We start from the raw sequence: 14,196 nt of genomic DNA, 5'->3' as shown, positions 1-14,196 counted from the left end.
CGCCGCCGGCTTGCGCTCAGCTCCAACCGCTGATCGCGACACTCTGGAACTCGATGCCGAGACCGGTTTTGCCTGGAATTACCGGCCGAAGCCGACCAGGGCCGTCTTGGCAAGCTCGCCACACACGCACTCGCCCATCGCGAAGCAAAAACGACCGTGAAGAGACTCGCCTCTTCGCGGTCGTTTTTCATTCCCCCGGTGCCGTCGTCCGCCCCTTGAAGCCGTTCATGACAGCGTGCCGGCTTTGCTCCAATTGACGTGTCCGATCAAGCTTTTATGCATCCAGATCGCCGCTTGGTTGCCGTCGCCCATCGCGACGGCGGCCTGCTCCGAATGGAGGGTGACGTCGCCGGCGGCCCATACGTGGCGGACGCTCGTCATTTTGGTGCGCGGATCGACGACGATATGCCGGTTGCCCGCAAGCTTCGCGCCCAGTTGGCCCGCCAGCGACGAGCGGACGTCGTTGCCGCCGAAAGCCACGAAAGCCCGGTCGCCGGCCATGACGGAACCGTCCGCCAGCAAGACGCCCTTGAGCCGGTCATCCTCGGTCAGCAGCTCGCGGATCGGCTGCTCGATATAGGCGATGCCCTGCTCGATCAGGCCGGCCAGCTTGTCCACCGATACCGGCTTCATCTCGTGGTTGATGTACACGATGTTATGCGTCCAATGCGTCAGCTCCAGCGCCATCGACAAGCCCGCCTCGCCCGCTCCGAGCACCAGCGTCCTGCGGTCCGCCACCTCATAGCCGTCGCAATCGGGACATACAAAGACCGAAATGCCGAGACAGGGCATAAGCGCCGGTAAATCGGGCAGCCGATCCTTCACGCCCGTGGCGATCAGCAGCCGCCTGGCGCGCACCTCCGCCAGATCGCCTACCGTGACCAGGAAGCCGTCGTCTTCCTGCCTGGCCGCCGTAGCCCGGCCGCGGATATATTGGACGCCCAGCCGCTCGGCCTGTTTGCGCCCTATGGCCCGCAGCTCCGGTCCGCCGATGCCGTCCGGAAAGCCGAGCAGGTTATGATACTTGCGGCACATCGTGGAGCGGCCGTCGGCGGCGTCGATCACGACCACGGAATGACGGTACCTTCCCAACTGGACCGCGGCTTGCGTGCCCGCAATGCCGCCCCCGACAATCGCGCAATCGTATATCATGGAAGGACTCCTCCCGCTAATCGTTGTTTCCTACATTATACCGCCTGAGCAGGTCCGCTAAACTTTGGCGCCGCATCGTTCGCCGGATCGTCACGCCTGTGCGGCAAAACTTTTTCAACAACCGGGTCGTCTAAGCATAAGATGTTCATATTACGTTTACAAATAGAGTAAGTATAGTATACGCGGCAAGAGGGACGAGGTCGGGTTGCCTGCAAGTCAAAGGGAACGGATCCCTTTTGACAACGCCGGTCTTGCGTATCATAATAGATTCTATTAATAAAAAAATAACATTTTCATTTTTTCCCAATTCTCAGGACCGGCGCGGGCTTTACCGTCTCCGGCCTGTTTCTCTTGCAAAGGAAGGTGCGCTGCATTGACAACGGCATTTATCAGCAAGGCCCTCAAGGTTCCCGGCTTTCGGCCTTTTCCGTTATTCTCGCTTATCATGATGCTCAAGGTATATCTGGTCTGGTTCGTCGTGTTCGAGAAGACGCCGCCGCTATCGCCGCTCGTGACCGAAATCCCGTTCATTTGGATCGCGTTCAGCCTGATCGAGGCGTTCGCAGCCAAACGAAAAATGCTCTATTATCTGATCGCCAATCTGGTGCTCACCGGCATTCTGTTCTCAGTCATGATGTACTACACGTACTACGGCGTCATCCCGACGTTCCGGGCGCTGGAGCAGGCCAATCAGGCGACAGCCGTCGGCAACAGCGTGTTCTCGCTGCTGAAGCCATATTTCCTGTTTATTTTCACCGACATTCTCATTTTCGCTTTCCTGTTCTTCCGCAAGCGGAAAACGCCGGCGTGGAAGTCGCTGAATCACCGCCGGGAGAAACGCGGTCTGCTCATCACCGTGTTCACCATTTCGCTCGTTATCAGCCTGATGAACATCCTGCCGAACCGGGCGAGCATGAACGAGCGTGTAAAGGCCGGCGAGATGGGCATTCTGAATTACGAAGCTTACGCGATTCTGGCGGACGACGAGGTCGAGCTGACCGATAAATCGGAAATCACGCAGGCGGCGATCAACAAGCTGAAGGGCATCGATACGCCTGCTAATCCGGCATACAACGGGATTGCCAAGGGGAAAAACCTGATTATGATCCAGATGGAATCGTTTCAGAACTTCCTCGTCAATCTGAAGGTCGACGGCACCGAAATTACGCCGAACCTGAACAAACTCGTGAACGGGAACTTTTACTTCCCTCGGTTCTACCAGCAGGTGGGACAAGGCAACACATCGGATGCGGAGTTCGTCGTCAACACGTCCTTCTACGTCCCTCCGACCGGAGCAGCCACAATGCGCTATGTGGATAAGGTGCTGCCAAGTCTGCCCAGGCTTATGAGCGCGCAAGGCTACCAGACCGCCACGTTCCATACGAACACGGTGGAATTCTGGAACCGCAGAGAGTTGTACAGCTCGCTCGGCTGGAACCGGTATTATGACGAGAAATTTTTTGGACGCCAGGACGTGGTATTCTTCGGCGCTTCGGATGAAGTCCTGTATCGGAAGACGGCCGGCGAGTTGAAGCGGATGAACGATTCCGGCCAACCGTTCTACACGCAGGTGCTCGCGATGTCGGGCCATCATCCGTACACGCTGCCGGAGGAGAAAATCCGCCTCGCGCTGCCGGAACGCTATCAGGACACCATTGTCGGCGATTATCTCGAGGCGCAGAATTACGCGGATTACGCACTCGGCAAGTTCATCGAGGAGCTGAAGGCGAACGGCGTATGGGAAGACAGCCTGGTGGTCATTTACGGCGATCACCTCGGGCTGCCGATTTATTCGCTCGACAGCGACGAGAAACAGCTGATGGCAGAAATTTACGGGCGCGAATACGGCTATGCGGACATGATCAATATTCCCTTGATCATCGCTTCCGAAGGTCCGAATGGCGTCACCTATCCGGAGGTGTTCAAACAGCTGGGCGGGCAGGCGGACGTGCTGCCGACGATCGCCAACCTGATGGGCATCCCGCTCGACGGGTATATCCATTTCGGTCAGGATTTGCTGAACCAGAGCTACAACATTCTTCCGCAGCGCTACTATTTGCCGTCGGGATCGCTGCTGACCGGCAATACGCTGTTTATGCCGGGCGAAGGCTACCCGGACGGCACGCGGTATCCGCTCTCCGGCAACGCCGGCGACGAGAGCGTCGTGTTCGAGCTCGAATACGACAATGCGCTGAAGCTGCTGCAGCTGTCGAACAGCTATTTGCTGCAGCTGCCGGACAAGGCTAAGGCTGCGGAAAACGAATAAGGCTTCATAAAAAGGAATCGGCGACGGTTCCTTTTTCCGTTCCGTCCGCCAACCACCGTACCTTCCGCTCACCGCCGCCCTCCAACCTGCATTCCGTCGCTTATTTGCCCTCCCCGTAATCGACACCCTGCAGCGGGGCCCGGTTGAATCAAATGGCAGAAAATCCAACTCGCAGAATAGGTAACGTTCGTTCCCCGTATCTATCCTGAAAATAAAATACACTTCGAGCGATGACTTTGAGGATTTTGGCGCTCAAAGCGCTGTAATCGGTTAAGCTCCTTCGGGTGAAGCTCCACATGCAAAAAACCTTATCCGTCAACCCATGGACAAGGTTTTTTGCTTAGTTAGTTAATATGGGCCGCGAATGTGCGGGAGCACCCGCTCGTCGTGGAAGCGGCGCAGCTTGGCATGCTCCTCGTCCGTGAAGGACGGCTCGACCGCGGCGCGCAGATTGGCTTCCACCTGCGTCGTGTTTTTGAAGCCCGGAATGACGCAGCTGATATGCGGATTGTCCAGAATCCAGCGCAGCGAGGCGCTCGCCATATTGGTCCGGCCTTCGGCGATCCAGGCCAGCTCGCGGCTCAGCTCGACGCCCTTCTCGAACGGCAGGCCCGCGAACGTCTCGCCGACGTTGAAGCTCTCGCCGTTCCGGTTGAAATGACGGTGGTCGTCCGGCTCGAAGGTCGTCGCTTCCGTGAACTTGCCGGTCAGCAGCCCGCTCGCCAGCGGCAGCCGGACCAGAATGCCGACGCCTTGCGCATGCGCCTTGGGGAACAGCTCCGTGCCCGCCTTCTGGCGGAAAATATTATAAATAGACTGCAGCGCCTTCACATTCGGATACCCCAAGCTGACAAGCCCTTCCTCGACGGATTCGACGCTGACGCCGTATTCGCGGATTTTGCCTTCGGCGCGAAGCTTGTCCAGCACCTCGAACACCTCGCCGCCGCGCAGGATTTCCATCGGTGGACAGTGCACCTGGTACAGGTCGATCCGCTCGCGCCCCAACCTTCGCAAGCTGGCTTCGCAGAACGCCCTGACCGACTCATAGCGGTACACCGCCGGGTCGTGAATATCCGCCGCCCTGCAAAATTTCGTCGCGACGTAAATCTCGTCCTCGCGCCCTTTCGTCGCCTTGGCGAGCAATTCCTCGGCATGGCCGTCGCCGTAAACGTCCGCCGTATCGAAAAAGTTAACGCCCGCATCGATCGCTCTCGCAAGCGCCTCCAGGGAGGTGTCGTCGTCCGTAGAACCCCAGGAGCCGCCGATGGCCCAAGTGCCGAAGCTGATTTCGCTGATCCGCATATCGGTGTTGCCGAGCTGTCTGTATTTCATGTAACCCAACCGCCTTTCCGCCCTGTAGTCGTTTTCCCCTCCATTATGCCCCCCCGACGCCGGCTTCGCAAGCCGGCAACCAAACTTTCAGCACGCCAAAAAAGGCCGCGCGGAGCATACGCATACGCTCCGTGCGGCCTTCCCCTTTTGCGCAACCCGCTTCTCTCACAGAACCCGGGACAGGAACGCGCGCGTCCGCTCGTGCTTCGGATTCTCGAACAGCTCCTCCGGCGGGCCCTGTTCCACAATGACGCCGCCTTCCATGAACACGACGCGGTCGCCGACCTCGCGCGCAAAGCCCATTTCATGCGTGACGACGACCATCGTCATCCCTTCCTTGGCCAGCGCCTTCATGACGCCGAGCACTTCCCCGACCATCTCCGGATCAAGCGCGGAGGTCGGCTCGTCGAACAGCAATATTTTCGGCTCCATCGCAAGCGCCCGGGCGATCGCCACCCGCTGGGCTTGTCCGCCGGACAGGGAACCCGGATAAGCGTGGGCTTTTTCCGGAAGCCCGACCTTCTCCAGCAGCTCCATCGCTTTCGAGCGGGCCCGCTCGACCGGCCATTGCCGGACGCGAACCGGGGACAGCGTGATGTTGTCGATCACTTTCAGATGCGGGAACAGATTAAACTGCTGGAACACCATGCCGACCTCCGTGCGGATTTCACGGATGTCGGTTTTCTTGTCCATCAGGGAGCGCCCCTCGATCCGGATATCGCCGGACTGCGGCTGCTCCAGCAAATTCAGGCACCGCAGCAGCGTCGATTTGCCCGAACCCGAAGGCCCGATAATGACGACGACCTCCTGCCGGTCCACCGTCATATTGATATCGCGCAGCACCGCATTGGAGCCGAACGACTTCGATAAATTCGCCACTTCAATGATCGGATTCATGTCCTCAATCTCCTTTCCACGTAAGCAAGCAGCTTGCTCAGGCTGTAGGTAAGAATGAGGTAGATGAAGGCCGCCGTTAAATACGGTTCCCATACCCGCATATATTCGCTGCGCATGGCGTTGCTCCAATACATCAGCTCCGGCGCGGCGATGATCGCAACGAGCGACGAATCCTTGATCAACACGATAAATTCGTTGCCGAATGCGGGAATCATCCGTTTCACGGCCTGCGGCAAAATGATATGGCGCATCGTCTGCGCATGGGTCATGCCAAGGGCGTACGCGGCTTCCGTCTGACCTTTGTCGATGGATTGGATCCCCGCCCGGAAAATTTCGGCCGAGTATGCGGCACTGTTCAAGGACAGCGCCACGATCGCGGCGATAACGGCATCGGTACGATCGAGAAACAACGGCACCACACCGAAATGGACGATCAAAATTTGTACCAGCAGCGGTGTCCCGCGGAAAAAGTTGACGTAAGCATGCATCGGCCAGCTTATAAACCACCGTTTCGACATTTTGCCGAAGCCGACCGCCAGACCCAGAATCGATCCGAAAATAATGCCCAAAATAGAGATGCCGATGGTAAGCATCGTTCCCTTCAGGATCAATGCAGCGTACTCCGCTACGATATCAAACCGGAAATCCACCATGGTTCCCCTTTCTCCCTTTACGGAAAAAACATGCGCGACACAACTGTCACGCATGTCCGTTTCCCTCTTCTTCCGCTTTCTATTCCGCTTTCAGCAGATTGTCCGTATTAGGCTCTTCACCGAACCATTTCTTATACACTTCCGCATACTTCCCGTTCTCGATCACGGCTTTAATAGCCGGGTCGAGTTTAGCCTTCAACTCGCTGCCCTTCGGCAGCAGGATGCCGTAGTACTCGGAGGTAAAATTGGCCGGATCCGGGATCGCCTTGAATTTCTTGTCGGGATTGTTCTTCACATATTCTTGTACGATCGCGTTATCGGCCACTACCGCGTCCACACCGCCGCCATCCAATTCAAGCAGGGCCAGCGTATTGCTCTCAAACCGTTTCAGGTCCGTATTGTCGTTGCCCATGATTTCGATCATCAACGACTCGGCAGTCGTAGACACTTGTACACCGACCTTCTTGTCCTTGAGATCCAACGCATTCTGAATCGGACTGTCTTCCTTCACCAGAATCATATTGGTCGATTCAAAGTATGGCGCCGAATAATCATACGTTTGCTTACGTTCTTCGGTGATCGAGACGCTGGAAATGCCCGCGTCGTATTCCGTACCCTGCTGCACGCTTGTCAGCATCGTGTCCCAACCGGTATTGGTCACTTCGTATTTCAAGCCTGCTTCTTCCATAACCGCCGTCAGGAAGTCAATGTCGAAGCCTGTAATCTTGTCCTTATCCATGAACTCCATCGGGGCGTAGTTGGCGTCGGTGGCGAATTTGTAAGCCTTGCCTTCGCCTCCGGCATTGCCGCCGTTTCCGCCTGCCCCGCTGTTCGCGTCGGCGCCCCCGTTGCCGCCGTTGCCCCCGCCCTGGCCGCAGCCGGCGGCTACCAAAGCTATAATCAAAGTTAAAGCGATAACCCACAACGAACGTTTCTTCATGTCAAACCTCCCAATTGGACTTGCATAGTTTGTGAAAATTTTATCAGGAAATCGCCCAAGTGGCAATTCTATTTTCGTGGCAATGTCAGGTAGATGGCATATTTTCCAGTAAAAATTCCTTTCCCTGAAACCCTGTTTGTCCACTATACTATAGTTAAAAATAACCAATCCGCCGAAAATGGAGCTGCCTTATGCTGCTGACCGACGCCATATATGCCAAACGCGGGGCGCGCGAACGCCATACGGCTGTCAAACGGCCGAAGAAGATACTGATTACAACGGTACAATGGAGACGCTGGCTGCGGTCGTTTGTCGCTGTTGCCGCCGCCCTTGCCCTGTTTCTTCCATCGTTCGGCACTGCCGGCTTTGCCGGCGCCGCGCAGCCGGACGGCCGCGGCGGCATGCTGGACGAGGAGGATCGGATCGCGCGCTACGCGACAGGGGGCTGGCAGGTTCATTGGGGCGACCGGCCCGGAGAGCAGGGTGCGGCCTGGACCGCTTTTACCCCCCGGGATTATCCGAAGCTGGCAAGTTACCGAGGCATATTATGGCTTCGCACGGATTTGCCCTCGCTTGCAGAATGGCGGGATCCTTATCTGTTTCTGCATAATATCAAGAACGTCGCTGTTTCTATCGATACGCCTGACAACCGGGTATACAGCTACCAACCGGCCGGCGTTCGGGGGCGCTACACTTCGCTGATGAAGCTGCACCCGGTTCGGCTGCAGCAAGGCGACGCGGGCAAAACGCTGTATTTGCGGCTGGAATGGGACCGCCAACCGGTGACCGCCAATTGGCTCATGATCGGCACACGGGTCGGGATGATTTTCGGCTGGCTTGACTATGAGTGGCGATGGTACGCATTCGGCGTGCTATGTCTGGCGATCGCCCTCATTTCTCTCTGTCTGTACGCCTGGCGGCCGAAGGACAGGATATGCGGCTGGTTTGCTTTGCTCTGTCTATCCGCGGGAATCGGCTTCCTGCTGCTGTCGGTGTCGCTCCAATGGTTCCTCCCGTGGGCCGGTCAGCTCTATTACTGGCGTGAGCTGCTTTTGCCGGTCGCCATACTGGCGGTGCTGGGGTTTTACGACCAGGCGCTGCGCTGCGCTTACCGAAGGCTCTACGCCTGGCTGAAAGCCGCTGCGCTTGCATTCACGGCGACCGCCGCCGCAACCGCTTTGTTCGATGCGCCTTTGTACGGAGAAATGATGACGCGCTGGTTTCCCTTGTTCTTCATCGCCGTCTTCGGCGCCATTTCGTATTCGCTCATCCGCCACGCTTTTCTCAGCTTGACGAGGGAGACGCTTTGGCTTGGCATCGCTTATTGCGTGCTGATGGCCGCGGCCCTCCTCCATCTGGCCTTCAATGCGACGGTACAGGCGCAGGCGCAGACCTCTGTGTATGGTTTCTACCGGGCGCTGGCCGGGCTGTTCGAGTTGATGCTGCCCGTAGGCTTCATGGCCTTCATCGTCTGCCTGACGATTGTGCTGTTTGTCCGCTATGCCGCGGCGCACGGCCGGTTGGAAGCTTACGCCGATGAGTTGGTTCGCCGCAATCGGACGCTGGAGGAGCTCGACAGGCGGACGGGGCATATGGTGAACGGCATGGCCGATATCGAGCGGCTGAGGAGCAATGGCATTCAACCTGTGCAAGGGGAGAAGAAGGCAGACGGCACAGAGCCCCGTCTGCCGGGCGCGAAGCGGGTGGTGCCGCATCCCGAAGACAGGATTCCGGCTGAGCCGACGCCGGCCGCGGCGGCGGTGGAGATGCAGGTGAAGCTGCCCGCAGCGGGACGGACGCACGGCCTTGCGGATGCCGCACGGGAACAGGATGCGGGCGCCCGCGGACCGGGCGTCGACGGACCGGGCGTCGACGGACCAAGCGTCGGAGGACCGAGCGTCGGCAGACGCCCGGTGCGGACGCTGGAGGCCGGGCGAGAGCCGTTCGGCCTTGCGGATGCGCTGCGGGCATTGATCGGCAAAGCCGCTGCGACCGGCGGCGTCCGGATCGACGCCGACATCGACGCGCCCCGCTTGGACGCCGCGGACGGCATCTTGCAGCAGCTGATCCTCGATGCGCTCCGGGAAGGATTAACGAACGGGATCCGGCACGGCGCATGCTCCCATTTCCGTTTCCGGTTGTCGGCGGCGCACGAGCGGCTCAGCTTCCGGCTGTTCAACGACGGCTCGTCCTACGGAGGGGCCAAGCCCGGCACGGGCTTATCCGCGCTGATGGAGCGCGTCCGGCTGCTCGGCGGCGAAATGTCCATCGGCACGCCGCCGGCCGCGATGGGATTATCACCGTCGGGCAAGCCTTGGGGCTGCGAGATCATTATCGTTATGCCTTTTGCGATTGCGGGCGGGGAACGTTCGGGCCGTCTTTAGCTAAGCTTATAAAGGCAAAAGCAGTCCGCTCCCAGTTCAGGAACGGACCGCTTTCTCGCTTGCACCATATTTTTTCAGTTTAAGACTCGATTTGTACAAAAGCGAGCTTTTGCAGGAACCTCTATTTTAGAAGGCTTTTTTATTTCTGAACTTGCCTGTGCCGCAGCAACCTCCACAACCTGCAGTTCCGGGTATAAAGCTAATAATATCGCATCAATATTAGTGCAATAAGCGGGAGCAACCCCTCTTTCATACTTAGAGAGATATTCCTGCGCCATTCGCACGATCATCGGGAGATTATCGTTTATGACCTTATGGACAATGGCGTAGTAAGTGTCTTGATCGATGTGAACGAAACGGGATTGCAAATTCCCGTCTTTCTCCTCTATATTTAAGCCTGGCTATAAGCAAATAAGGTCGTTCGGTTTTGATTATGCAGCAACTCACTGTCAAAAGCGCATAACTTGAAAAAATCATCAGACACTGAACTTAATCTCATTATTCTCCCCCATAAAAAATTCCCTCCTTTGTTAAGGAGGGAATTCCCTGCATACTCGTGGATAATATTCTACGTTTTTGAGTCCCCGTCATCCCCGGAGGACCAACATACTCATGAGTAATATTCTCTGAAACCTCCGTTACTCGCGGGGAGATTACTTGTTATTATGCTATAACCGTTTTTTCTTCTGTCAAGCTGTTGAGCCTATCCCAATCGCTATTAACCCAGCCACGCTGCACCATTGTACAAACGGGCAGCCCTCTTTCACCGCCGCCTCCACCATGTCCGGCGGCCGGTCATCGCGCCGATCGCGCCGATCGCGGCGCCGAGCAGGGCGCCCGCCCACACCTCGGCCGGCTGATGGCCGATGTTCTCCTTCAGCTTTTTCTCGCGGCGGAGGTGGTAGACCCCCGGCGCCTGGCCGGCGAGCCGCTCCACATGCGCGTCCAAATCGTTCACCTGAATCGCGATTTCGCCGGCATGCCGCCGCACGTTCATCGCATCGTACATGACGATCGTGCCCAGCATCGTCGCCAGCGCGAACGCCGGGGAACGGAAGCCGCTCCGAATGCCGGTGTACACCGCAAGCGCTGCAACCCCGCTGGAGTGGGAGCTCGGCATTCCGCCGGAGCCCACGGAATGGCGCAAATCCCACTCCCGGCGCCGCGCAAACGCGAACGGGATTTTCAGCACCTGCGCCGCGCCTATCGCCGTCAATGCCGTAATGAGCCCCCGGTTCATGCCGCCCCTCCCCCCGTTCCGGTCATATCCAACAGCATATCCAGCCGATCCAGGCTCTCAAACTCGTATCCCTGCCGGCGGGCCTCGTCGATAATCCGGCCCAGCGCCTCCGCGTTATCCTTCGATACCGAATGCAGCAGAATGATCGCCCCCGGATGCAGCTGCGCCGTCACGCTGTCGAACGCAAACTGCGCGCCGCGCTGCCGGTTCGTCTCCCAATCCTTGTAGGCGACCGACCAGAACACGTTCGTGTAGCCGAGCGCCTTGCTGACCGCCAGCGTCCGTTCGCTGAAAATCCCGCGCGGCGGGCGCAGGAAACGCATCTCCCGCTGGCCGGTCAGCTCCGCCACCGCCTGCTTGACCCTGTTCAGCTCGTCCCGGATTCGGTCGTCCGGAATCGTCGTCATATCCGGATGGTTCCACGAATGGTTGCCGACGATATGCCCCTCCCGCACCATCCGCTTCAACAATTCGGGCTGATCCTTGACGTAGTGGCCGGTGACGAAAAAGGCCGCCGGCGCCTTTTTCGTGCGAAGCACGTCCAGGATCGGCGCGGTGTACCCGTTCTCGTAGCCGTTGTCGAAAGTAAGGTACAGCGATTTGCGCGCCGGATTGCCGGTGAAAATCGCCCCATGCCGCTGCAGCAGCGGCTTGAATCCTTCCTGGTCGATCGAGGCGGGACTGCCGCCCCGGCTCTTCTTGAATCCGAAATGATACGGCTGCTCCAACGCCCCGGCGGCCGCCGGCGCCATTTTCCCGGCCGACGCGGCCTGAATGCCGATGGCGGTCATCATGGCGGAGACGAGCAACAGCGCGGCCAACGGCCCCATTTTCCTCATTCGCACGGCAAAAACCCCCGATTCGCCCAAAATTTCATTCGAGGGTAATATGCCCGCACAGCCGCCCGCCTTATACCGCCTTGCGCGTGAAATAAAGCCAGCCGCCGGCGAAAAACACCGCAAAGCTGCCGAGTATGATGACGAACAGCGTCACCGCCGATATGCCGAACGCACCGAATTCGTTCGGACCCATGCCTCTCGGCAGCATGGCGAGCAGCTCGGCCATCATCGACAGCACGATCAGCCACGGAAACTCGCCCTCCCGGTTAACGGACAGCAGTCCCAATAAAGCCGCGACCAGCGGACTGGCGAGCAGCAACAGCCAGACAAAGCTCCTGCGGATTTTCATCCACTCGGAACGATACATGCGCAGCATGTCATTTCACATCCTTCCGGACAAATTCATACAGGCCGGCCGCGAATACGGCTGCGCCGAGCATGACGCCCGCAGCGGCCGAGTACAACGGCTCATCGGCGGCATTCTGCAGGTACGGCCATCTATAGGGCATCCAATCGCCGAAGCGGCTGCCGGCAAACATCGAGAACACGGTGCCTGCTATGCCGACGGTGAGCGGGATCGCCTGGTTCGACATCGTGACGGACAGCCATACCTGCAGGGCTATGAAGGGCATCACGGCCAGATAGGGGTAAAAGATCGCCGCCGCCAGCTTCCCGTAAGGCACGCCGCTGAGCTCAAAGCCGAGTGAAACGCCGAGCGCCAGGGTCAGCAGCGCCAGCAGCACGCTGGAGCCGAGCAGCAGCAGCGACGCAAGCAGAAACTTGCCGGCAAAGACGGACGTCTTCGACACCGGCAAGGCCAGCGTCTGCTTCCAGACGTTCATCTGGTGCTCCATGCCCGCCGTCATCGAAGCGATTATGGCAAGCCCCATGAACAGCGTCGGCACCATCAGCATCGCCACGTTGCCGATCAAGCCGCCCCACAGGTCGGAAGCGTACTGCTTCGTCAAATAATCGTACCGGAGCCCGAAATTGACCGCTTGAAGGCTGGCTACGCCGAGCGGCCCAAGCACGATCAGGAACGGAATCATCGTCCGGCGCAGCTTCAGCCATTCGGCGGACATGACGCGAACCAGCATGGAGGCGCCCATCAGAGGCTTCCCTCCCCGCCCGTCATTTCGAGGAAAATGCTCTCGAGCGATCCGCCCGTCTCCTCCACGCGGTAAATATCGAACCCGCCGCGCACGAGCGAACCCACCATGGCGGCCACTTTGTCGTCCGGCGCCTGTCCGATGAGGAGACGGCTGCCGTCTCGTTCGGCGCGATAGCCTTCGCCGAGCAGCCGACGCCAGGCCGCTTCCCCGTCGCTGACAGTGATTCGGATTCCGCTGCCCGCCCGGCGGCGCAGCTGCTCGATCCCGTCCTGAAAAATCATCCGCCCCTTCGCGATAATGCCGACCCGCGTCGCCATCTGCTCCACCTCCGACAGCAGGTGGCTGGATACGAGGATCGTCACGCCTTTCTGCTGCGGCAGGCTTTTGATCAGCTCCCTGATTTCGAGAATGCCCGCAGGGTCAAGCCCGTTCGTCGGCTCGTCGAGCACGAGCAGCTCGGGATCGCCGAGCAGCGCCGTCGCAATGCCCAGCCGCTGCTTCATGCCGAGCGAATAACCTTTCACCGGCCGCTTGGCATCCTTCGTCAGGCGCACGACCGCCAGCACCTCGTCGATGCGCGATTTCGGCGCGTCCAGCAGGCGGCGGACCGCCTCCAGATTGTCGTAAGCGCTCAAATGGCCGTAATACGACGGATACTCCACCAGCGACCCGACTTTTCGCAGCACGGCCAGCCGCTCCTTGCGGATGTCCCGCCCGAAAATCCGGACGCTGCCGGCCGTCGGCTTCGCCAGACCGAGCAGCATGCGGATCGACGTCGTTTTTGCCCGCGCCGTTCGGCCCCAGAAAGCCGTAAATATCTCCCTTGCCGATCTTCATGTTCAAATCGCTGACGACCGCGCGCCCTCCGAGCTTTTTGCTCAGGCCGTTCGTCTCTGCTACCCATTCGTTCATACGAATATCACCTCAACAACCATCTTACCGGGCGCAGCTTAAATCCAAAGGAAGCGTTCGTTTAAAATCCGTTTAAAAACGCGGGACCACGTCCGCCGTGTGAAGCGGACATCAAGCAACGATCCTCTCAGAAGACCTTGTTAGTAAGTAGGAATTATTCTTGTTTATAATTTAGGACACAGGTTAATATGGATTCGACATAAATAGCTAAATAATGCTATATACAAAACGAGGTTATTCTATTAAAAATAGCAAATAACCCAAAATCCTTAACTAGTTGGGTAGTTATGGGTAATTGGGTTTTATAATCAGGTGAAGGAGGGGTTCATACTTTTATCGTTTGTTGTACTATCGTATGTGTTATGTTCTTCATCTAGACCAAGCTACGATCAATTTATCTTCAAGGAGGTATTAACCTGAAATATTCATAGCCGTGTAATTCGAGTGGATGAACTGGATAAATAAAGAA

12 protein-coding genes and 1 pseudogene are annotated in these 14,196 nt (G+C 58.1%); 2 read left to right on the top strand and 11 right to left on the bottom strand.

All coding sequences use genetic code 11. The annotated features are described in order from the left end of the window. Positions 1-225: 225 nt before the first annotated feature. Complete coding sequence (locus tag RWM61_RS13365; RefSeq protein WP_314001541.1) at positions 226-1,152, bottom strand: NAD(P)/FAD-dependent oxidoreductase; 927 nt, start codon at positions 1,150-1,152, stop codon at positions 226-228. A gap of 445 nt (positions 1,153-1,597) precedes the next feature. On the opposite strand from RWM61_RS13365, the gene RWM61_RS13360 reads away from it, so the two are divergent. Further along, the gene (locus RWM61_RS13360) at positions 1,598-3,418 is read left to right on the top strand and encodes an LTA synthase family protein (RefSeq protein WP_314001584.1); all 1,821 of its coding nucleotides are present in this window, start codon (positions 1,598-1,600) and stop codon (positions 3,416-3,418) included. A 348-nt stretch (positions 3,419-3,766) separates the two neighbouring features. On the opposite strand, the gene RWM61_RS13355 is transcribed toward RWM61_RS13360, so the two are convergent. The 4 genes from RWM61_RS13355 to RWM61_RS13340 all read right to left on the bottom strand — a co-directional run bounded on the left by RWM61_RS13355 (position 3,767) and on the right by RWM61_RS13340 (position 7,240). Then, positions 3,767-4,750 (bottom strand): aldo/keto reductase, encoded by a 984-nt coding sequence (locus tag RWM61_RS13355; protein ID WP_314001539.1) that lies wholly within the window; start codon positions 4,748-4,750, stop codon positions 3,767-3,769. Positions 4,751-4,915: 165 nt separating this feature from the next. Continuing rightward, positions 4,916-5,638, bottom strand: coding sequence for an amino acid ABC transporter ATP-binding protein (locus RWM61_RS13350; protein ID WP_314001581.1), 723 nt, complete (start codon positions 5,636-5,638; stop codon positions 4,916-4,918). A gap of 5 nt (positions 5,639-5,643) precedes the next feature. After that, positions 5,644-6,297, bottom strand: a complete 654-nt coding sequence (locus RWM61_RS13345; RefSeq protein ID WP_314001579.1) for an amino acid ABC transporter permease — start codon at positions 6,295-6,297, stop codon at positions 5,644-5,646. A gap of 82 nt (positions 6,298-6,379) precedes the next feature. Next, positions 6,380-7,240 (bottom strand): basic amino acid ABC transporter substrate-binding protein, encoded by an 861-nt coding sequence (locus RWM61_RS13340; RefSeq protein WP_314001537.1) that lies wholly within the window; start codon positions 7,238-7,240, stop codon positions 6,380-6,382. Positions 7,241-7,431: 191 nt separating this feature from the next. Here RWM61_RS13340 and RWM61_RS13335 point away from each other — a divergent pair, with 191 nt between their 5' ends. Then, positions 7,432-9,624: a hypothetical protein gene (locus RWM61_RS13335; protein WP_314001535.1), complete on the top strand. Its 2,193-nt coding sequence runs from the start codon at positions 7,432-7,434 to the stop codon at positions 9,622-9,624. A gap of 74 nt (positions 9,625-9,698) precedes the next feature. On the opposite strand, the gene RWM61_RS13330 is transcribed toward RWM61_RS13335, so the two are convergent. The 6 genes and pseudogenes from RWM61_RS13330 to RWM61_RS13305 form a co-directional block, all read right to left on the bottom strand. Next, positions 9,699-9,992, bottom strand: a complete 294-nt coding sequence (locus RWM61_RS13330; protein ID WP_314001533.1) for a hypothetical protein — start codon at positions 9,990-9,992, stop codon at positions 9,699-9,701. A gap of 395 nt (positions 9,993-10,387) precedes the next feature. Further along, a complete protein-coding gene (locus tag RWM61_RS13325) occupies positions 10,388-10,864 on the bottom strand; it encodes a divergent PAP2 family protein (protein ID WP_314001531.1) in 477 nt (158 codons plus the stop codon). Then, complete coding sequence (gene pdaA / locus RWM61_RS13320; protein ID WP_399538607.1) at positions 10,861-11,703, bottom strand: delta-lactam-biosynthetic de-N-acetylase; 843 nt, start codon at positions 11,701-11,703, stop codon at positions 10,861-10,863. Before pdaA ends, RWM61_RS13325 begins: the two co-directional genes overlap by 4 nt. A 70-nt stretch (positions 11,704-11,773) precedes the next feature. Further along, on the bottom strand, positions 11,774-12,079 hold the full coding sequence (locus RWM61_RS13315; protein WP_314001529.1) for a hypothetical protein: 306 nt from the start codon (positions 12,077-12,079) through the stop codon (positions 11,774-11,776). Between the two features lies 1 nt (position 12,080). Continuing rightward, a complete protein-coding gene (locus RWM61_RS13310; RefSeq protein WP_314001527.1) occupies positions 12,081-12,812 on the bottom strand; it encodes an ABC transporter permease in 732 nt (243 codons plus the stop codon). Next, positions 12,812-13,727: pseudogene (locus RWM61_RS13305) on the bottom strand (ABC transporter ATP-binding protein). Before RWM61_RS13305 ends, RWM61_RS13310 begins: the two are co-directional and overlap by 1 nt. Between the last annotated feature and the right edge of the window lie 469 nt (positions 13,728-14,196).

The organism is uncultured Paenibacillus sp. (assembly GCF_963515335.1).
Classification (GTDB): domain Bacteria; phylum Bacillota; class Bacilli; order Paenibacillales; family Paenibacillaceae; genus Paenibacillus_I.
Note: the sequence above shows the minus strand (reverse complement) of the source record. Positions and strands in the feature narration are given on the sequence as shown.

What these genes read in the sequence shown, in the direction of transcription:
- RWM61_RS13315 (WP_314001529.1), bottom strand. Translation starts at nt 12,079, where the DNA reads ATGCTGCGCATGTATCGTTCCGAGTGGATGAAAATCCGCAGGAGCTTT.
- pdaA (WP_399538607.1), bottom strand. Translation starts at nt 11,703, where the DNA reads ATGAGGAAAATGGGGCCGTTGGCCGCGCTGTTGCTCGTCTCCGCCATG.
- RWM61_RS13340 (WP_314001537.1), bottom strand. Translation starts at nt 7,240, where the DNA reads ATGAAGAAACGTTCGTTGTGGGTTATCGCTTTAACTTTGATTATAGCT.
- RWM61_RS13335 (WP_314001535.1), top strand. Translation starts at nt 7,432, where the DNA reads ATGCTGCTGACCGACGCCATATATGCCAAACGCGGGGCGCGCGAACGC.
- RWM61_RS13365 (WP_314001541.1), bottom strand. Translation starts at nt 1,152, where the DNA reads ATGATATACGATTGCGCGATTGTCGGGGGCGGCATTGCGGGCACGCAA.
- RWM61_RS13355 (WP_314001539.1), bottom strand. Translation starts at nt 4,750, where the DNA reads ATGAAATACAGACAGCTCGGCAACACCGATATGCGGATCAGCGAAATC.
- RWM61_RS13310 (WP_314001527.1), bottom strand. Translation starts at nt 12,812, where the DNA reads ATGGGCGCCTCCATGCTGGTTCGCGTCATGTCCGCCGAATGGCTGAAG.
- RWM61_RS13325 (WP_314001531.1), bottom strand. Translation starts at nt 10,864, where the DNA reads ATGAACCGGGGGCTCATTACGGCATTGACGGCGATAGGCGCGGCGCAG.
- RWM61_RS13360 (WP_314001584.1), top strand. Translation starts at nt 1,598, where the DNA reads ATGATGCTCAAGGTATATCTGGTCTGGTTCGTCGTGTTCGAGAAGACG.